Source organism: Streptomyces sp. NPDC024632 (genome assembly GCF_055559175.1).
The window spans coordinates 45,821-64,712 of sequence record NZ_JBVHLD010000015.1 but is presented as its reverse complement, the minus strand read 5'-3'; the positions used below and the strand labels follow the sequence as shown (position 1 = coordinate 64,712).

The 18,892-nt window shown below is 72.3% G+C and carries 17 protein-coding genes; 11 read left to right on the top strand and 6 right to left on the bottom strand.

The genetic code is table 11. The annotated features are described in order from the left end of the window. Positions 1-32: 32 nt before the first annotated feature. On the bottom strand, positions 33-887 hold the full coding sequence (locus tag ACZ37P_RS27860; RefSeq protein WP_355332507.1) for a peptidylprolyl isomerase: 855 nt from the start codon (positions 885-887) through the stop codon (positions 33-35). 266 nt (positions 888-1,153) lie between these two features. On the opposite strand from ACZ37P_RS27860, the gene ACZ37P_RS27855 reads away from it, so the two are divergent. From ACZ37P_RS27855 to ACZ37P_RS27845, 3 genes are all read left to right on the top strand, one after another. Next, positions 1,154-1,864 (top strand): MBL fold metallo-hydrolase, encoded by a 711-nt coding sequence (locus ACZ37P_RS27855; protein WP_391046608.1) that lies wholly within the window; start codon positions 1,154-1,156, stop codon positions 1,862-1,864. A gap of 8 nt (positions 1,865-1,872) precedes the next feature. Beyond that, positions 1,873-3,147, top strand: coding sequence for a histidine--tRNA ligase (hisS, locus tag ACZ37P_RS27850; protein ID WP_401721480.1), 1,275 nt, complete (start codon positions 1,873-1,875; stop codon positions 3,145-3,147). A 101-nt stretch (positions 3,148-3,248) separates the two neighbouring features. Further along, positions 3,249-3,899 carry a vitamin K epoxide reductase family protein gene (locus ACZ37P_RS27845; protein WP_467349139.1) on the top strand — a complete coding sequence of 217 codons (651 nt, stop codon included), beginning with the start codon at positions 3,249-3,251 and terminating at the stop codon, positions 3,897-3,899. A 25-nt stretch (positions 3,900-3,924) separates the two neighbouring features. Here the strand turns inward: ACZ37P_RS27845 and ACZ37P_RS27840 are convergent, their stop codons facing one another. The 3 genes from ACZ37P_RS27840 to ACZ37P_RS27830 are packed head-to-tail and all read right to left on the bottom strand — an operon-like array spanning position 3,925 to position 7,511. Continuing rightward, on the bottom strand, positions 3,925-4,758 hold the full coding sequence (locus ACZ37P_RS27840) for a 3-oxoacyl-ACP reductase (protein ID WP_355332501.1): 834 nt from the start codon (positions 4,756-4,758) through the stop codon (positions 3,925-3,927). A 6-nt stretch (positions 4,759-4,764) separates the two neighbouring features. Next, on the bottom strand, positions 4,765-6,126 hold the full coding sequence (locus ACZ37P_RS27835; RefSeq protein WP_467349138.1) for an aldehyde dehydrogenase family protein: 1,362 nt from the start codon (positions 6,124-6,126) through the stop codon (positions 4,765-4,767). Between the two features lie 11 nt (positions 6,127-6,137). Beyond that, positions 6,138-7,511: a glutamine synthetase family protein gene (locus ACZ37P_RS27830; protein ID WP_355332496.1), complete on the bottom strand. Its 1,374-nt coding sequence runs from the start codon at positions 7,509-7,511 to the stop codon at positions 6,138-6,140. Positions 7,512-7,583: 72 nt separating this feature from the next. Between ACZ37P_RS27830 and ACZ37P_RS27825 the strand changes: the two genes are divergently transcribed. The 3 genes from ACZ37P_RS27825 (at position 7,584) to ACZ37P_RS27815 (ending at position 10,776) form a co-directional block, all read left to right on the top strand. After that, positions 7,584-8,405, top strand: coding sequence for a FadR/GntR family transcriptional regulator (locus tag ACZ37P_RS27825; protein WP_467349137.1), 822 nt, complete (start codon positions 7,584-7,586; stop codon positions 8,403-8,405). A gap of 277 nt (positions 8,406-8,682) precedes the next feature. Beyond that, positions 8,683-9,405, top strand: coding sequence for a gamma-glutamyl-gamma-aminobutyrate hydrolase family protein (locus tag ACZ37P_RS27820; protein ID WP_467349135.1), 723 nt, complete (start codon positions 8,683-8,685; stop codon positions 9,403-9,405). A 9-nt stretch (positions 9,406-9,414) separates the two neighbouring features. Beyond that, positions 9,415-10,776 (top strand): replication-associated recombination protein A, encoded by a 1,362-nt coding sequence (locus ACZ37P_RS27815; RefSeq protein ID WP_355348717.1) that lies wholly within the window; start codon positions 9,415-9,417, stop codon positions 10,774-10,776. A 12-nt stretch (positions 10,777-10,788) separates the two neighbouring features. On the opposite strand, the gene ACZ37P_RS27810 is transcribed toward ACZ37P_RS27815, so the two are convergent. Beyond that, entirely contained in the window at positions 10,789-11,508 is a 720-nt protein-coding gene (locus ACZ37P_RS27810; RefSeq protein ID WP_401855329.1) for a DUF2470 domain-containing protein, read from the bottom strand. 133 nt (positions 11,509-11,641) lie between these two features. Between ACZ37P_RS27810 and rpsD the strand changes: the two genes are divergently transcribed. Beyond that, complete coding sequence (rpsD, locus tag ACZ37P_RS27805; RefSeq protein WP_188285197.1) at positions 11,642-12,256, top strand: 30S ribosomal protein S4; 615 nt, start codon at positions 11,642-11,644, stop codon at positions 12,254-12,256. A gap of 178 nt (positions 12,257-12,434) precedes the next feature. Here the strand turns inward: rpsD and ACZ37P_RS27800 are convergent, their stop codons facing one another. Then, positions 12,435-14,597 carry an ATP-binding protein gene (locus ACZ37P_RS27800; protein WP_467349133.1) on the bottom strand — a complete coding sequence of 721 codons (2,163 nt, stop codon included), beginning with the start codon at positions 14,595-14,597 and terminating at the stop codon, positions 12,435-12,437. 291 nt (positions 14,598-14,888) lie between these two features. On the opposite strand from ACZ37P_RS27800, the gene ACZ37P_RS27795 reads away from it, so the two are divergent. Genes ACZ37P_RS27795 through ruvX form a run of 4 tightly spaced genes read left to right on the top strand, consistent with a single transcriptional unit; the run spans position 14,889 to position 18,858 of the window. Continuing rightward, positions 14,889-15,368: a DUF948 domain-containing protein gene (locus ACZ37P_RS27795; protein WP_391046625.1), complete on the top strand. Its 480-nt coding sequence runs from the start codon at positions 14,889-14,891 to the stop codon at positions 15,366-15,368. 6 nt (positions 15,369-15,374) lie between these two features. After that, positions 15,375-15,680 carry a DUF6167 family protein gene (locus ACZ37P_RS27790; RefSeq protein WP_188285194.1) on the top strand — a complete coding sequence of 102 codons (306 nt, stop codon included), beginning with the start codon at positions 15,375-15,377 and terminating at the stop codon, positions 15,678-15,680. After that, positions 15,680-18,349: an alanine--tRNA ligase gene (gene alaS / locus ACZ37P_RS27785; protein ID WP_391160801.1), complete on the top strand. Its 2,670-nt coding sequence runs from the start codon at positions 15,680-15,682 to the stop codon at positions 18,347-18,349. Before ACZ37P_RS27790 ends, alaS begins: the two co-directional genes overlap by 1 nt. 44 nt (positions 18,350-18,393) lie before the next feature. After that, entirely contained in the window at positions 18,394-18,858 is a 465-nt protein-coding gene (ruvX, locus tag ACZ37P_RS27780) for a Holliday junction resolvase RuvX (protein ID WP_355348851.1), read from the top strand. The last annotated feature ends 34 nt before the right edge of the window (positions 18,859-18,892 follow it).

The following is an 18,892-nucleotide window of genomic DNA, read 5'->3' as shown; positions in this document are numbered from 1 at the left end:
ACCCCGGCTGTCCGCATCCGATGCGGGCCCAATCAGGATTTGCTGACGGTCGCCTTGTTGATCACCACGGTCGCGTTCGGCGCGGTGTTGCCCGTCGTCTGGTCGGCGGGCTGGGCGCCCGCGGCGGCGATTTTGTCGAGCACCTTCATACCGGCGGCGTCGATCGTGCCGAACGGCGTGTAGCTCGGAGCCAGCGGGCTGTCCTTGTAGACCAGGAAGAACTGGCTGCCGCCGGTGTGCGCCTGGCCGGTGTTGGCCATGGCCACGGTGCCCGCCGGGTACGTCACGGTCTTCTGCGCGTCGGCCTTGCCGAACGCCGTCAGATTCTCGTCCGGGATCGTGTAGCCGGGGCCGCCGTTGCCCTGCGCGGTCGGGTCGCCGCACTGGAGGACGAAGATGCCCTCGGTGGTCAGCCGGTGGCACTTGGTGTGGTCGAAGAAGCCCTTGTCCGCGAGGAACTTGAAGGAGTTCGTGGTGTCGGGGGCCTTCGCCGCGTCCAGCGCGATCGGGATCGAGCCGCAGGTCGTCTGGAGCGTGAAGGTGTACTTCGCGCTCTTGTCGATCGCCATCTTCGGCTCGGTCTTCCACTGCTCCGTGCCCGGCGCGCCCGCGTCCGCCTTGCCGCACGGGTCCGGCGCCTTCGAGGGGGTCGCCGACGGCGACGCGCTGGCGTTGGCCGCCGCGTCGTCCGTGGACTTCTTCTTGCCGCTGCTGTCGAAGGCGCCCAGGCCCCAGGCGGAACCGCCGCCGATGACGACCACGGCGAGCACGGCGGCGATCACCGAATTGCGCGTCCGCGACTTGCGGCGCATCTGCACCCGCCGCTGCTGCTGCCGCTCGAACTTCTCCCGGGCGAGCTGCCGCCGCCGCTGATCCTTGGTGACCACTTCGCCGTCTCCCGGTCGTGTCTCGTGAGTGCTGTGCGATGACTGTGTTTCCGCTGTCCACGACCTGTCGGCAGGCCGTGTGCCGCGGTGCGCTCGAACGCGAATACGCGTGCCGCAGATCTTCGCGGCATGCGCGTCCCCCGTCCAGTCCGCACGCGGTCCGATGAAGGCACAATACGAGTTCGCTGCGGCGGTACGGCGGCCGGTAGGCTCGTGAACGGCCGATATCTCCCGCGGCCGACACCGCGGACGACAGAAGGACGAACGTGCTCATTGCCGGGTTCCCCGCCGGGGCCTGGGGCACCAATTGTTATGTGGTCGCCCCCGCCGCGGGTGAGGAGTGCGTGATCGTCGACCCGGGCCACCTCGCGGTCCAGGGCGTCGAGGACACCCTCGCCAAGCACCGACTGAAGCCCGTCGCCGTCATCCTCAGCCACGGCCACATCGACCATGTCGCCTCCGTCGTACCGGTCTGCGGCGCGCACGACGTGCCCGCCTGGATCCACCCCGAGGACCGGTACATGCTCAGCGACCCCGAGAAGGCGCTCGGCCGCGCCATCGGGCAGCCGCTGATGGGGGAGCTGACCATCGGCGAGCCCGACGACGTCAAGGAACTGGCCGACGGCGCCGCGCTGACGGTGGCGGGTCTGGAGTTCTCCGTCGCGCACGCGCCCGGCCATACCAGGGGGTCGGTGACGTTCAGGCTGCCAGAGACCGCCGACATCCCGTCGGTGCTGTTCTCCGGCGACCTGCTCTTCGCCGGCTCCGTCGGACGCACCGACCTGCCCGGCGGCTCCATGGCCGAGCTGTACGAGTCGCTGGCACGTGTGTGCCTGCCGCTCGACGACTCGACCGTGGTGCTCTCCGGCCACGGCCCCCAGACGACCATCGGCCGCGAGCGCGCCGCCAACCCCTACCTGGGTGAGGTGGCCCGCGGCCCAGGAGCCGGAGACCCGGCTCCGCGACGAGGATTGTGACGGATTCAGTGAGTTCCGCCGTACGCGCCTTCCAGGCCCCCAAGGGCACCTACGACCTGCTGCCGCCCGACTCCGCGGTGTTCCTCGCGGTGCGCGAGGCCATCGCCGCGCCCGCCCGCCGGGCCGGTTACGGCTATGTCGAGACCCCCGGTTTCGAGAACGTCGAACTGTTCTCCCGCGGTGTCGGGGAGTCCACCGACATCGTGACCAAGGAGATGTACACCCTCACCACCAAGGGCGGCAGCGAACTCGCGCTGCGCCCCGAGGGCACCGCCTCCGTCCTGCGCGCGGCCCTCCAGGCCAACCTGCACAAGACGGGGAATCTGCCGGTCAAGCTCTGGTACTCCGGCTCCTACTACCGCTACGAGCGCCCGCAGGCGGGCCGCTACCGGCACTTCTCGCAGGTCGGCGCGGAGGCGATCGGCGCCGAGGACCCGCTGCTCGACGCGGAGCTGATCATCCTGGCGGTGGACGCGTACACCGACCTCGGGCTGCGCGACTTCCGGCTGCTGCTCAACTCGCTCGGCGACCGCGAGTGCCGTCCGGTCTACCGGGCCGCCCTCCAGGACTACCTGCGCGGCCTGGACCTGGACGAGGAGACCCGCGCCCGGATCGAGATCAATCCGCTGCGGGTGCTCGACGACAAGCGCGACTCCGTACAGAAACAGCTCGCCGACGCGCCGCTGATCCGCGACCACCTGTGCGAGGCGTGCAAGGCGTACCACGAGGAGGTGCGCGCGCTGCTGACCGAGGCGGGCGTGGCCTTCGAGGACGACCCCCGGCTGGTGCGCGGCCTGGACTACTACACCCGCACCACCTTCGAATTCGTCCACGACGGGCTCGGCTCGCAGTCCGCGGTCGGCGGCGGCGGGCGCTACGACGGGCTCTCCGAGATGATCGGCGGCCCCGCGCTGCCGTCGGTCGGCTGGGCGCTGGGCGTGGACCGTACGGTGCTCGCGCTGCGCTCGGAGGGCGTGGAACTGGCCCTTCCCGCGGTCACCGACGTCTACGCCGTACCGCTCGGCGACGAGGCGCGGCGGGCGCTGTTCGGCACGGTCACCGCGCTGCGCAGGGCCGGGATCGCCGCGGACTTCGCCTTCGGCGGCAAGGGCATGAAGAACGCGATGAAGTCCGCGAACCGCTCCGGCGCCCGATTCGCGCTCGTCGCGGGGGAGCGGGACCTCGCCGAGGGCGTCGTCCAGCTCAAGGACCTGGGCAGCGGCGAGCAGACGGCGGTCCCGCTCGCCGAGGTGGTCGCGAGCGTCAAGGCGCGGCTCGTTTGACCCTCTTCCGTGTACCAGGGCGTGCAGGACTTATCCAGTCCTGACCGCCCTGGTGCACAATGTTGGGTGCCCGCTCCCCACGACCTAAGAGATCGGCGATCATGACGACTTCCGCGTTGGACGAGACGCGTACGGACGGCGGCGCCGAGGACGAGCGGCGGCCGGCCGACGGCATCGGAGCAGGGCGCGCGTACACCTGGCTGCTGCTGATCTGCGGCCTGCTCGGCACGGTCGCCGCGTTCGTGATCACCGATGACAAGTTCAAGCTGCTGGAAGACCCGAATTACACCCCCGCGTGCAGCCTGAACCCGATCATCTCCTGCGGCAACATCATGAAGAGCGAGCAGGCCCACGCGTTCGGCTTCCCGAACCCGATGATCGGCATGATCGCCTACCCGGTCATGATCTGCGTCGCGATGGGCATCCTGGCCGGCGCCCGCTACCGTCCCTGGTTCTGGCTCGGCCTCCAGGCGGGCACCCTGTTCGGTGTCGGATTCTGCACCTGGCTCCAGTACCAGTCGCTGTACAGCATCGGCTCGCTCTGCCTGTGGTGCAGCCTCGCCTGGGTCGTGACCATCGCCGCGTTCTGGTACACGGCGGTGCACAACATCAAGCACCGGATCATCAAAGTGCCCGAGGGCGCGCGCACCGCCGTGCTGGAGTTCCACTGGGTCGTGCCGGTGCTCTGGTACGGGGTGCTCGTCCTGCTGATCCTGACCCGCTGGTGGTCGTACTGGAAGACGCTGGTCTGAGCGGTTCCGCCGAGCGGCCCGCCCGCTACAGCGGCGTGACGTAGGCGCCGGAGATGCCGCCGTCCACCAGGAACTCGGCGGCGGTGATGAATCCGGCGTCGTCGCTGGCCAGGAACGCCACGGCGGCGGCGATCTCCTCGGCCGCCGCGAACCGCCCCAGCGGAATGTGCACCAGCCGCCGCGCCGCCCGCTCCGGGTCCTTCGCGAACAGCTCGCGCAGCAGCGGGGTGTCCACGGGCCCGGGGCACAGCGCGTTCACCCGGATTCCCTCGCGGGCGAACTGCACGCCCAGCTCCCGCGTCATCGCCAGCACCCCGCCCTTGGACGCGGTGTACGAGATCTGCGAGGTCGCCGCGCCCATCACCGCCACGAACGACGCGGTGTTGATGATCGCCCCCTTGCCCTGCCGCCGCATGTACGGCAGCGCGGCCTTGCAGCACAGGTAGACCGACGTCAGATTGACCTCCTGCACCCGGCGCCACGCGTCCAGCCCGGTGGTGAGGATCGAGTCGTCGTCGGGCGGTGAGATCCCCGCGTTGTTGAAGGCGATGTCGACCGAGCCGTAGGTGTCGTGGGCGGCCTTGAACAGCGCCTCGACCTGCTCCGGGTCGGTCACGTCGGTGGCGACGAAGAGCCCGCCGGTCTCCTCGGCCGCCGCCCGCCCGCTGTCCTGGTCGATGTCGGCGACCACGACCCTGGCCCCTTCCGCGGCGAACCGCCGCGCCGTGGCCAGGCCGATGCCGCTGCCGCCGCCGGTGATGACGGCGGTACGGCCGACGAGGCGGCGGCAGACCGGCTGCTCCGTCCCGGCGGCGGCAGCCGTGCCGGTCACGTCTGTGCTGTCTGTGGTCTCGGGCATACCCTGCTACTCCTCGGTGCCGATGAAGACGTTCTTGGTCTCGGTGAACGCGGTGAGCGCGTCGGGTCCCAGCTCGCGGCCGAGCCCCGACTGTTTGAAGCCGCCGAAGGGCGTCCAATAGCGCACACTGCTGTGCGAGTTGACGGACAGATTCCCCGCCGCGACACCGCGCGCGAGCCGCAGCGCGCGGCCCAGGTCGCGGGTCCATAGCGAGCCGGACAGGCCGTACGGTGTCGCGTTCGCCAGCCGCAGCGCGTCCGCCTCGTCGTCGAAGGGCAGCACGACCGCCACCGGGCCGAAGATCTCCTCGGTGGCCGCTGGCACGCTGGGGTCGGCCGGGGCGAGCACCGTCGGCGGGTACCAGAAACCGGGGCCCTCGGGCGCGGAACCCCGTGCCACGACCGGCAGTTCGGGCGTGACGTAGCCGCGGACCCGCTCGCGCTGGACCGCCGAGATCAGCGGGCCCATCGCGGTCGCCGGGTCCGCCGGGTCGCCGACCCGCACCGCCCGCACGCCGGAGGCCAGCAGGTCGAGGAAGCGGTCGTAGACCTCGCGCTGCACCAGCAGCCGGGTGCGGGCGCAGCAGTCCTGGTCCGCGTTGTCCAGGAACGCCATCGGGTCCGCGGCGCGCTCCAGATCGGCGTCCGCGAAGACGACGTTGGGGCTCTTGCCGCCCAACTCCAGTGTGAGCCGCTTCACTTGGGCCGCGCACCGCTCCATGATCCGCTTGCCGACCGCCGTGGAGCCGGTGAAGACGATCTTCCGCACGTCGGGGTGGTCGACCAGCCGCGCCCCGGCGACGGGACCCGCGCCGGGCACCACCTGGAACAGGCCCTCGGGCAGCCCGGCGGCCAGGGCGAGTTCGGCCAGCCGCAGGGCGGTCAGCGGGGTGGTCTCCGCGGGCTTGAGCACGACGGCGTTGCCCGCGGCCAGCGCGGGGGCGAAGCCCCAGGCGGCGATCGGCATCGGGAAGTTCCACGGCACGATGACCCCGACCACGCCGAGCGGTTCGTGGAAGGTCAGGTCGAGGCCGCCCGCCACCGGGATCTGACGGCCGCTCAGGCGCTCGACGCCGCCCGCCGCGTACTCCAGCAGGTCCCGGACGTTGCCCGCCTCCCAGCGGGCGTTGCCCACGGTGTGACCCGCCTCCCGCACCTCCAGCGCGGCCAGTTCCTCCAGGTGCGCGTCGACCTCGGCGGCGAACCGCCGCAGCAGCCGGGCGCGTTCACCCGGCGCGAGCGCCGCCCAGCCCCGCTGGGCCCGCACCGCGGCGGCGACCGCCGCGTCCACGCCCTCCGGGGAGGTCGCCGCGACCGTCGCGACGACCTCCTCGGTGGCGGGGTTGAGTACGTCGTGGCTCTCCTGCATCCCGTCCGCCCTTACATCCGCTCGAAGGAGCGGAACCGCTCCCAGTCCGTGACCGCGGTGTCGAACTGCCGCTGCTCGATCCGCGCCATGTTCGCGTAGTGCGCGACGACCTCGGGGCCGAACACCTCACGGGCCAGGTCGCTGCCCGACCACAGCTCGGCGGCCTCCCGCAGCGAGCCGGGCACCCGCTCGTACGACTCCGTGTACGCGTTGCCCGTACACGGCTCCGGCAGCTCCAACTCCCGCTCGACGCCGTGCAGTCCGGCCGCGACCATCGCGGCGACCGCCAGATACGGGTTCACGTCGCCGCCCGGCACCCGGTTCTCCAGCCGCAGCGACGGGCCGTGGCCGACCACGCGCAGCGCGCAGGTGCGGTTGTCCCGGCCCCAGGCGACCGCGGTGGGCGCGAAGGAGCCGGGGCGGAACCGCTTGTAGGAGTTGATGTTCGGCGCGAAGAACAGCGAGAACTCCCGCAGGGCGGCGAGCTGTCCGGCCAGGAAGTGCCGCATCAGCGGGGACATCGCGGTGGGGGAGTGGTCCTCGGGGTCGGCCATCGCCGGGGCGCCGTCCGCGTCCCGCAGCGACAGGTGGATATGGCAGGAGTTGCCCTCGCGCTCGTTGAACTTCGCCATGAAGGTGACCGCCATGCCCTCCTGCGAGGCGATCTCCTTGGCGCCGGTCTTGTAGACGCTGTGCTGGTCGCAGGTGGTCAGCGCCTCGTCGTAGCGGAACACCACCTCGTGCTGGCCGAGGTTGCACTCGCCCTTCGCGGACTCCGGGACGAGCCCGGCGCCCGCCATCTCGTTGCGGATGCGGCGCAGCAGCGGCTCGACCCGGGCGGTGGCCAGCACCGAGTAGTCGGCGTTGTACTGGTTGGCCGGGGTCAGCCCGCGGTAGCCGCTGTCCCACGCCCGCTCGTAGGTGTCGCGGAAGACCAGGAACTCCAGCTCGGTGCCCGCGTGCGCGGTCAGGCCGTGTCCGGCGAGCCGGTCGAGCTGCTGCCGCAGGATCTGCCGCGGCGAGGCACTGACCGGGCTGCCGTCCTCCCACGTCAGATCGGCCAGCAGCAGCGCGGTGCCGTCCTGCCAGGGGACGCGGCGCAGCGTCGAGGGATCGGGGCGCATCGCGAAGTCGCCGTAGCCCCGCTCCCAGGACGACATCGCGTAGCCGTCCACCGTATTGAGGTCGATGTCGACGGCGAGCAGGTAATTGCACCCCTCCGAGCCGTGCGGCAGCACCTCCTCCAGGAAGAACGGAGCCGCGAACCGCTTTCCCTGGAGCCGCCCCTGCATATCGGTGAAGGCCAGGACGACGGTGTGGATCTCGCCCGCCGCCACCAGCGAGCGGAGCGCGCCGACGGACAGGGCTGGAGTGTGTTCTGCCACAGCGGAACCTCTCGGATCGGTCGGAAGACTTAAGGTATGGCTGCGAACCATTGAAGGGAAGGGGGCCTCGCCATGACGGAGCGGATGACGGAACCGATGGCCGATTCGACGGCCGAGCCGCCGGCCGGGTCAGCGGCCGGGCGGTCGGCGGAGCCCCCGGCGCTGCCCGCCGATCCGCTCGACACGGTGCTGCGCCCGGTGCGCGGCGGCAACGGCTTCGAGGAGGCCGTGGAACGGCTGCTCCAAGTGGTCCGGCTCGGCCTGGTCCCCGCGGGCGGACGGTTGCCACCGGAACGGGAACTCGCCGGGCGGCTGGCGATCAGCCGGGTCACCCTGCGCGAGGCGCTGCGCGTGCTGCACGAGCAGGGCCTGGTCGAGAGCCGCCGCGGTCGCCAGGGCGGCACCTTCGTCCGGCCGAGGCCGCCCGGCGCGGACGGCCCGCCCGTGGACGCGGCGGGCCTGGGCGCGGCGGGTCTGGACGCGACGGCCCTGGACGACGTGCTCCGCTTCCGCGAGGTGCTGGAGGTGGGCGCCGCCGGGCTCTGCGCCCGCGCACGCCTCACCGGAGCGGACGCCGACCTGCTGCGGGCCCGGCTGCGCGCCACCGGGGACGCCTCCATCGAGGACTACCGGCGCGCCGACACGCTCCTGCACCTCGCGATAGCCGAGCTGTCCGGCTCCCCCTCGCTGGCCCGCCAGTACGCCGCCGTCCGCGCCCGGGTCAACCAACTCCTGGACGGCATCCCCATGCTGGTCCGCAACATCGAGCACTCCCAGGGCCAGCACGCCGCCCTGGTCGCCGCCGTCCTGGCCGCCGACGAAACGCGGGCGCGGCAGACGATGCGGCAGCACCTCGCGGGCACGGCGTCACTGCTGCGGGGCTTTCTGTCCTAGGGCGTGTCCGTGAAGTCTCGTCTGGCTGGCGGCGCCTGGCACGCACGCTCGCTGCGTTGTCGGGCTCATCCGAATAGGCCCACTATGAGGACGGCCTCCCCCAGACTTCGTCCGGGGGCACCCCCACCGCCATTGCCGATCGCACGCACCAGACACCGCCAGCCCCGCCCTCCGGGCGGACGACGAGACTTTACGGACACGCCCTAGCACCGGGGCGGACGATCGCGCCGGTTAAGGTACGAGTCCGGACCATTGGCCGACGCGGGAGGACGGGGACGTGCCGAGGACGCTGCTGGTGGGGGTCACCACCTATCTGGAGCGGGCGCGCTGGGGGCTGTGGGACACCTCGGCCGTCCTGCTGCCCGCCGTCTACCCGCGCCTGGTGCAGGCCGCGGGCGCCGTCGCCGTCCTGCTGCCGCCCGACGCGGCCGAGCGCGCACCGGCGGCCGTCGCGCGGATGGACGCGGTGATCGTGGCGGGCGGCCCCGACATCGCGCCCGAGCACTACGGCGCACCACGGCACCCGCGCACCGGCCCGCCCGCACCGGAGCGCGACGGCTGGGAGTCGGCCGTCCTGCGCGCCGCCCTGGACGCGGCCGTCCCCGTCCTCGGGATCTGCCGCGGCATGCAGCTCATGAACGTGCTGTACGGCGGCACGCTCGTCCAGCACCTGCCGGACCGCGTCGGCCACGACGCCCACGCCCCCGCGCCCGGCGTCTTCGGCGAGCACCGCGTCACGCCCGTGCCCGGCACCCTGCTGGCCCGCGTGCTGCCGGGCCCCCAGGACGTACCCACGTACCACCACCAGGCCGTCGACCGTCTCGGCGACGGCCTCACCGCCGCCGCGCACGCCGACGACGGCACCGTCGAGGCCGTCGAGGCGCCCGGCGAGCGCTTCGCCCTCGGCGTGCAGTGGCACCCCGAGAACGGCACCGACCCGCGCCTGGTCCACGCCCTGCTCGCCGCCGCCGCCGACCGGGCTGTCACACCCAGCGCATAGGCTGCCGGAGTGGAGCCAGATCTGTTCACCGCAGCCGCAGAGGACCGTCACGAGCGGGATCCGGGCAGCAGCCCGCTCGCCGTACGGATGCGGCCCCGTACCCTCGACGAGGTCGTCGGCCAGCAGCACCTGCTGCGCCCCGGCTCCCCGCTGCGCCGCCTGGTGGCCGACGGCGGAGGACCGGCGGGCGCGTCCTCGGTGATCCTGTGGGGGCCGCCGGGCACCGGGAAGACCACGCTGGCGTACGTGGTCAGCAAGGCCACCGACAAGCGCTTCGTCGAACTCTCGGCGATCACCGCGGGCGTCAAGGAGGTCCGCGCGGTCATCGAGAGCGCCAAGCGCCAGGCGGGCGGGTACCAGCGCGAGACCGTGCTGTTCCTGGACGAGATCCACCGCTTCAGCAAGGCCCAGCAGGACTCCCTGCTGCCCGCCGTCGAGAACCGCTGGGTCACCCTGATCGCGGCCACCACGGAGAACCCGTACTTCTCGATCATCTCGCCGCTGCTGTCCCGCTCCCTGCTGCTCACCCTCGAACCGCTCACCGACGACGACCTGCGCGGTGTGCTGCGCCGCGCGGTGACCGACGAGCGCGGTCTGGGCGGCGCGGTGACGCTGCCGGACGACGCGGAGGAGCACCTGCTGCGGATCGCCGGCGGCGACGCGCGGCGCGCCCTGACCGCCCTGGAGGCGGGCGCGGGATCCGCCCTGGACAAGGGCGAGGACACGCTCACCCTGGCCACCCTCGAAGAGTCCGTCGACCGGGCCGCCGTGCGCTACGACCGCGACGGCGACCAGCACTACGACGTGGCCAGCGCCCTCATCAAGTCCATCCGCGGCTCCGACGTGGACGCCGCCCTGCACTACCTCGCCCGCATGATCGACGCGGGCGAGGACCCGCGCTTCATCGCGCGGCGCCTGATGATCTCCGCCAGCGAGGACATCGGCCTCGCCGACCCCACCGCCCTGCCCACCGCCGTCGCCGCCGCCCAGGCCGTCGCCATGATCGGCTTCCCCGAGGCCGCGCTGACCCTCAGCCACGCCACCATCGCGCTGGCGCTCGCGCCGAAGTCCAACGCGGCCACCACCGCGATCGGCGCGGCGCTGGCGGACGTACGGGCGGGCAAGGCGGGACCCGTGCCCGCGCACCTGCGCGACGGCCACTACAAGGGCGCCGCCAAGCTCGGCCACGCCCAGGGGTACGTCTACCCGCACGACGTGCCCGGCGGCATCGCCGCGCAGCAGTACGCGCCGGACGAACTGCGCGACCGCCGCTACTACGAGCCGACCCGGCACGGCACGGAGGCCCGTTACGCGGACGTCCTGGACCGGGTCCGCGCCCGGCTCGCGGGCGAGGCCCCGGCCTCGGACTGACACATCCCCGGATCAGCAGTCGCGGGCCGCGTCGAAGAGGGCGTGCATCGAGCGGCGCAGCCCGTCGCGGTCGCGGACGGGTTCGGGGAAGTCGAAGCGGGCGTCGAAGACGCTGTTGTCGCCGGTGAAGCGCACGCGCAGCCCGAAGCGGTCGAGCGCCAGCGGCACGGCGCTCAGCGTCGGGCGCGAGCCCGCGAAGGCGTCGTCGCAGGACGCCTCGCGGCGGCCGACGAGGGCGCACAGCAGACCCACCTGGGCGCTGTGGGCGGCGGCGAGGTGCTGGAGCAGTTCGCTCTCGTACTCGGCGAGCGGGTCGGCGGCGGCGTCGGCGAACTCGTCGGGCTCGACCAGGGCGGCGCCCCACAGGTCGTCCAGTGAGATCTCGCCGGTCTCCAGGCGGAGCAGCGTCGTACCGGACTCCATCGCGCCGCCCGGGACGGGTGTCAGCCAGCCCGCGACCCAGGCCCTGCCGCGGATCCGGTGCGGCACCGCGACCGGCGCCACATCCGTGATCTCCAGCACAGCCTCGATCTCCTCGCCGCCCGCGGCCCGCACCACGCGCACGGCGGGGGATTCGTCGGGGAACAGCAGGAACACGTCGCCGGTGGGCCCCACGGAGCGGCGCACCGGGGTCATGACGTCGGATCCGGCCGTGGCCAGGCCGGGAATCGTCACGACGGCGGACGAGTTATTCTCGACGAGAGTTCGCGCGCGTTCGGCTGCCGAGGGCAGCCGGGGCGCTTCTTCCACTTCGGGACGCGGCTGACCATGTGCTGGTACGCCAGGCATGGGGTTCCCGGGTCGAAACATGCGTTCTCCTCAGCTAAGGTAAGCCTTACCTAATTTACACGGAGGTTCCACGCACGTGAATCAGTCGCGTCCCAAGGTCAAGAAGTCCCGGGCGCTGGGCATCGCGCTCACCCCCAAGGCGGTCAAGTACTTCGAGGCCCGCCCCTACCCGCCCGGTGAGCACGGTCGCGGTCGCAAGCAGAACAGCGACTACAAGACCCGGCTGCTGGAGAAGCAGCGGCTGCGCGCGCAGTACGACATCAGCGAGCGGCAGATGCAGCGCGCGTACGACCGCGCCAAGAAGGTCTCCGGCAAGCGGACCGGCGAGGCCCTGATCATCGAGCTGGAGCGGCGCCTGGACGCCCTCGTGCTCCGTGCCGGTCTGGCCCGGACGATCTACCAGTCCCGCCAGATGGTCGTGCACGGCCACATCGAGGTCAACGGCCGCAAGGTCGACAAGCCGTCCTTCCGGGTCAGCCCGGACGACGTCGTGACCGTCCGCGAGCGCTCCCGCGAGAAGACGCCGTTCATCGTCGCCCGCGAAGGCGGCTGGGCCGGTGAGGGCGAGGCCCCTCGCTACCTCCAGACCAACCTCCAGGCCCTCGCCTTCCGCCTGGACCGGGACCCCAACCGCAACGAGATCCCCGTCATCTGCGACGAGCAGCTCGTCGTCGAGTACTACGCCCGCTGACCCCCTCCGGGGAGGTCGCCGAGGTGGGGCGCCGCGCTCCGTACGGGAGGCGGTCGCCCCCCGGGGCGCGGTCAACCGGCCGGTGGCAAGCGGCCCCCGGGGCCGGCGGTGACGCCGCCGTCGTGGTCGGTCGTGTAGCGCGTCCCTCAGCCGCCGCTGGGAAGTACCCGCGTCCCCCTCACTCGGGGGCGACCACCTCCGCGGGGGCCGCGCTCCTGGCGGGGGCCTTCCGGGCGGGACGCTCGCGGGTGGCGGCGGCGGGCGACGGGCGGTGGAGGGCGCGGTGGACCGCCGCGTCCAGCCCGAACCGCTCGCCTTCGCTCAGGGCGGCGGCGTAGGCGTCGTCACCCAGCGCCGCCCGCACGCGCGCCTCGCACAGCACGTGCGGGGCGTTGAAGAAACGGGAGCCGAACAGGCGCAGGCCGACCGAGGCCCACAGGCGCCCCGCGGCGCCCTGGAGGACCGCCGCCTCGTGCGGGGCGCCCTCGTCCTCGGTGATGAGGGCCAGCAGCTCCAGGGCGAGCACCGCGCCGACCAGGTCGCGGAAGGCGTGGTCGATGGCCAGCGCCTCCTCGGCCAGCCGCCGCGCCTCCGCGCGGTCGCCGCCGAGCCAGGCGGCGTAACCGAGGACGTAGAGCGCGTAGGCCAGCGTCCAGCGCTCCCCGTGGTCGTGGCAGATGTCGCGGGCCTCCGCGGCGAGGGTCACCGCCTGGTCCAGGTCGCCCTGGAAGGCCACCGCCATCGCCAACTCGACCTGCGCCATGAGGACGTTGCTGTTGAGCTCGCCGATCCGGCGGTAGCGCAGCAGCGCGTCGCCGATGAACCGCTCGGCCCGCGGCATGTCGTCGGAGACCAGCGCGAGGCAGCCCAGCCGGTGGACCGCGTACGCCATCGCCGTGCCGTTGTCGGCCGCCTCGGCCTCGCTGCGGCACTGCTGGAGCACGTCGAGCGCGGTGACCGAGTCGCCCTGGAGCAGCGTCACATAGCCGTACACCCACATCGCCTTGGCGCGCGCCTCCGAGCGCCCCGCGGCGAGGTCGAGGGCCCGCTCCAGCCAGTGCCTGCCCTCCGCGAGCCGCCCGCAGCCGACCCAGCAGAACCACAAGGTGCCCGCCAGGTACTGGCCGACGGCCGGGTCCTCCGGCGGCCGGTCCGCGGCGCCGTCCAGGCTGAACTCCAACGCCAGCCGGAGATTGGGCAGTTCGGCCTCGACCCGCGCGGCCACCTCCGACTGCCGGGGGCTGAACCAGTCCAGCTCGCACCAGGTGGCCAGACCCAGGTACCAGTCGCGGTGCCGCCGCCGCATCCGTACGTCGTCGCCGAGCGCGGCCAGCCAGCCCGCGCCGTACTCGCGGACCGTGTCCAGCATCCGGTAGCGCACCAGACCGTCGGCGCCCTCCTCGCGGCTGAGCACCGACTGGTCGACCAGCGCGGACACCGTCTCCACGATGTCCTCCTCGGCCAGGTCGGGACCCGCGCACACGTACTCCACCGCGTCCAGGTCGAACCGTCCGGCGAAGACCGACAGCCGCGCCCACAGCAGCCGCTGGCCCGGCGTGCACAATTCGTGGCTCCAGCCGATCGCCGTACGCAGCGCGCGGTGCCGGGCGGGCGCGGTGGGGTCGCCGCCGGTCAGCAGCCGGAAGCGGTCGTCGAGCCGTTCGAGCACCTGCTCCACCGACAGCGCCCGCAGCCGGACCGCCGCCAGTTCGAGGGCGAGCGGAAGGCCGTCGAGCCGGGTGCACAGCTCCAGGACGGGACCGCTGTTGGCCGGTGTCACGGTGAAGCCCGGCAGCACGGCCGCGGCGCGCTCGGCGAACAGCCGCACGGCGTCGCTGTGGGCGTCCGGCGCGGGCAGCGGCGCCAGCGGCAGCAGCCGCTCCCCGGTGATGCCCAGCGGCCTGCGGCCGGCCGCCAGCACCCGCAGCCCCGGCGCGCGGCGCAGCAACTCCGCGGCGAGGGAGGCCACTTCGGCGTGCACCCGGTCGTAGCCGTCGAAGACCAGCAGCAGCTCGCGGCCGGCCAGCCGCTCGGTCAGCACCGAACGCGTCGAGCGGGTGGTGTGGTCCGCCAGCCGCAGCGCCTCCGCGACCGCGTGATCCAGCAGCGACGCGTCGCCGAGCCCGGACAGGTCGACCAGCCAGACGCCGCCGAGGAAACGGTCCTGCGCGTGCCTGGCGGCCCGCAGCGCCAGCCGCGTCTTGCCCACCCCGCCGACCCCGGTCACGGTGCTCAGCCGGGACTCCGCCGCCGGCGACAACAGCGCGTCGAGCGCCGCGAGTTCGGACGTCCTGCCGACGAAGCCGGTCAGCTCGGCGGGGAGGTTACCCACAGTCTCCATGGTGTACGGAGCGTACTTGACTGTGCGCGGACCGTACAATCCCGTCGCCGAGTAGTGGTATAACGCCCGCGCTTGCCCGGTTGTGGGACAGCCCCGGCGCGCGCGTAATGCGGTACGGACGCGCAGGCCCGGCGCGATAGGGTCGGAGGCCGATGTCGTGGTGAAAACCAGCCGCGGACCGCGGTCGTGAGAAGCGGTCGCGGAAGCGGTCGCGGGAAGCAGCCGTGAGAAGCGGCCGAAACAGCGCGGCGAAGTGTCCGTGAGATACCGACGGTGAGGGAGCGGAGCAACGTGTCCGGTGCAGAGGTGGCTGGCCTCATCGTGGCGGTCTTCTGGGCGATCCTGGTGTCGTTCCTGGCCGTCGCGCTGGTCAGGCTCGCCCAGACGCTCAAGCGGACCAGCGAACTCGTGGCAGGCATCACCGAGCAGGCCGTACCGCTGCTCGGCGACGCCTCCGACGCGCTGCGCACCGCCCACAGCCAGCTCGACCGGGTCGACACCATCACCGCGGAGGTCGCCGAGGTGACGGCCAACGCCTCCGCGCTCTCCTCCACCGTCGCGTCGGCCTTCGGCGGACCCCTGGTGAAGGTCGCCGCCTTCAGCTACGGCGTACGGCGCGCGGTCGGCCTGCGGACCTCCGGCGGAGCGGGCGCGGGCGCGGCGGCCAACGGCGCGGCGGGCACCGACCGCTCCCGTGCCAGGACCGTCAAGGCAGGCAAGGTGCTCCCCGCCGCCCGGCGCGGCGGCCGTCGCAACCGCTCGAAGGACTGAGGCCACATGTTCCGCCGTATGTTCTGGTTCGTCACCGGCGCCGCCACCGGCGTCTGGGCCACCACCAAGGTCAACCGGGCGCTGCGCCGCCTCACGCCGGAGAGCCTCGCGGCGACCGCGGCCGACCGCGCGCTGGAGACCGGCGCGCGGCTGCGGGTGTTCGCCCAGGACGTACGGGCGGGCATGACGCAGCGCGAGAGCGAGCTCCAGGACGCGCTCGGCCTCACCGGCAGCGCCCCGCAATCCGAAATCCCGTCCGAACTCCCGGCACCGCGCCGGAGCATTGCGTACAACCGGAAGGACGAACACTGATGGAGTCGGCAGAAATCCGCCGCCGCTGGCTGCGCTTCTTCGAGGAGCGCGGGCACACCGTTGTCCCTTCGGCGTCGCTCATCGCGGACGACCCGACTCTGCTGCTGGTCCCGGCGGGCATGGTCCCGTTCAAGCCGTACTTCCTCGGTGAGGTCAAGCCGCCCTTCGACCGCGCCACCAGCGTGCAGAAGTGCGTCCGCACCCCGGACATCGAAGAGGTCGGCAAGACCACCAGGCACGGCACGTTCTTCCAGATGTGCGGCAACTTCTCCTTCGGCGACTACTTCAAGGAAGGCGCCATCAAGTACGCCTGGGAGCTGCTCACCGGCTCCCTGGAGGACGGTGGCTACGGCCTGGAGGCCGACCGGCTCTGGATCACCGTCTACCAGGAGGACGACGAGGCCGAGCAGATCTGGCGCGACGTCATCGGCGTCCCCGCCGAGCGCATCCAGCGCCTCGGCATGGGCCCCAACTTCTGGTCCATGGGCGTCCCCGGACCCTGCGGCCCCTGCTCCGAGATCAACTACGACCGCGGCCCCGAGTTCGGCGTCGAGGGCGGCCCCGCCGTCAACGACGAGCGGTACGTGGAGATCTGGAACCTGGTCTTCATGCAGTACGTACGCGGCGCCGGTGAGGGCAAGGAGAGCTTCCCGATCCTCGGCGACCTGCCCAGCAAGAACATCGACACCGGCCTCGGCCTCGAACGCCTCGCGATGATCCTGCAGGGCGTGCAGAACATGTACGAGACCGACACCCTGCGCGTCGTCATGGACCGCGCCACCGAACTGACCGGCGTGCGCTACGGCCAGGCCCACGACACCGACGTGTCGCTGCGCGTGGTCGCCGACCACATCCGCACCTCCGTGATGCTGATCGGCGACGGCGTCACCCCGGGCAACGAGGGGCGCGGCTACGTCCTGCGCCGCATCATGCGCCGCGCCATCCGCAATATGCGGCTGATGGGCGCCACCGGACCGGTCGTCGCCGAACTGGCCGACGTCGTCATCAAGACCATGGGCGAGCAGTACCCGGAGCTGATCTCGGACCGCAAGCGGATCGAGACGGTCGCCATCGCCGAGGAGACCGCCTTCCTCAAGGCCCTCAGCGGCGGCACCAACATCCTCGACACCGCCATCACCGAGACCAAGTCGGCCGGCGGCAGCGTGCTCCCCGGCGACAAGGCGTTCCTGCTCCACGACACCTGGGGCTTCCCGATCGACCTCACCCTCGAAATGGCCTCGGAACAGGGCCTGTCGGTGGACGAGGAGGGCTTCCGCCGCCTGATGAAGGAGCAGCGGGACCGCGCCAAGGCCGACGCCCGCGCCAAGAAGACCGGCCACGCCGACCTGTCCGCCTACCGCGAGGTCGCCGACCGCTCCGGCAGCACCGAGTTCACCGGCTACACCCAGAACCACAACGAGGCCACCGTCGTCGGTCTGCTGGTCGACGGTGTCCCGTCGCCCGCCGCCACCGAGGGCGACGAGATCGAAGTGGTGCTCGACCGCACCCCGTTCTACGCCGAGGGCGGCGGCCAGCTCGCCGACACCGGCCGCATCCGCGCCGACAACGGCGCTGTGATCGAGATCCGCGACGTCCAGCAGCCGGTGCCCGGCGTCAGCGTGCACAAGGGCGTCGTCCAGGTCGGCGAGGTCACCGTCGGGGCCGGGGTGCTGGCCCAGATCGACCTCGTACGCCGCCGCGCCATCGCCCGCGCCCACAGCGCCACCCACCTGACCCACCAGGCGCTGCGCGACGCCCTCGGCCCGACGGCCGCCCAGGCCGGTTCCGAGAACGCCCCCGGCCGCTTCCGCTTCGACTTCGGCTCCCCGGCCGCCGTCCCCGGCACCGTCCTCACCGACGTCGAGCAGAAGATCAACGAGGTGCTCGCCCGCGAACTGGACGTCACCGCCGAGGTCCTGCCGATCGCCGAGGCCAAGAGGCAGGGCGCCATCGCCGAATTCGGCGAGAAGTACGGCGAGCGGGTCCGGGTCGTCACCATCGGCGACTTCTCCAAGGAGCTGTGCGGCGGCACCCATGTGCACAACACCGCGCAGCTCGGCCTGGTGAAGCTGCTCGGCGAGTCCTCGATCGGCTCCGGCGTGCGCCGCGTCGAAGCCCTCGTCGGCGTGGACGCCTACCACTTCCTCGCCCGCGAGCACACGGTCGTCGCCCAGCTCACCGAGCTGGTCAAGGGCCGCCCCGAGGAGCTGCCCGACAAGATCTCCGGGATGCTCGCCAAGCTCAAGGACGCCGAGAAGGAGATCGAGCGCTTCCGCGCGGAGAAGGTCCTCCAGGCCGCCGCAGGGCTCGCCGAGAGCGCCGCCGACATCAAGGGCGTCGCCCTGGTCGCCGGTACGGTCCCCGAGGGCACCGGTGCCGACGACCTGCGCAAGCTCGTCCTCGACGTCCGCCAGCGGATCGGCGGCGGACGCCCCGGCGTCGTCGCCCTCTTCACTGTCGCCAACGGCCGCCCGCTGACCGTCATCGCCACCAACGAGGCCGCCCGCGAGCGCGGCATCAAGGCCGGCGAGCTGGTCCGCACCGCCGCCAAGACCCTCGGCGGCGGAGGCGGCGGCAAGGACGACGTGGCCCAGGGCGGCGGCCAGAACCCGGCCGCGGTCCAGGACGCCGTCGAGGCCGTCCAGCGCCTGGTGGGCGAGAAGGCGTGACGGACGGTTCGCCGGATCCGAGCCGCCCGGGGCGGGAAGGCGGCATGAGGAGGGGCCGGAGGATCGCGGTGGATGTCGGGGACGCCCGCATCGGGGTCGCCTCGTGCGACCCCGACGGAATCCTCGCCACGCCGGTCGAGACGGTGCCCGGCCGGGACGTGCCCGCGGCGCTGCGGCGGCTCGCCGCGATCGTGGCGGAGTACGAGCCGATCGAGGTCGTCGTCGGGCTGCCGCGCTCCCTCAACGGGGGCGAGGGCCCGGCGGCGGCCAAGGTCCGCGGCTTCGCCCAGCATGTGGCGAAAGTCATCTCGCCGGTTCCGGTGCGCCTGGTGGACGAACGCATGAGTACGGTCACGGCCACGCAAGGGCTCCGCGCCTCCGGAGTGAAGGCGAAAAAGGGACGCTCCGTAGTGGATCAGGCTGCCGCGGTCATTATTTTGCAAAGTGCGCTGGAGACCGAACGGGTGTCGGGTAAAGCTCCGGGCGAGAGCGTCGAAGTGGTCATCTGATCGCGATACGGTAACGTCTCGCGCGACACGGCGG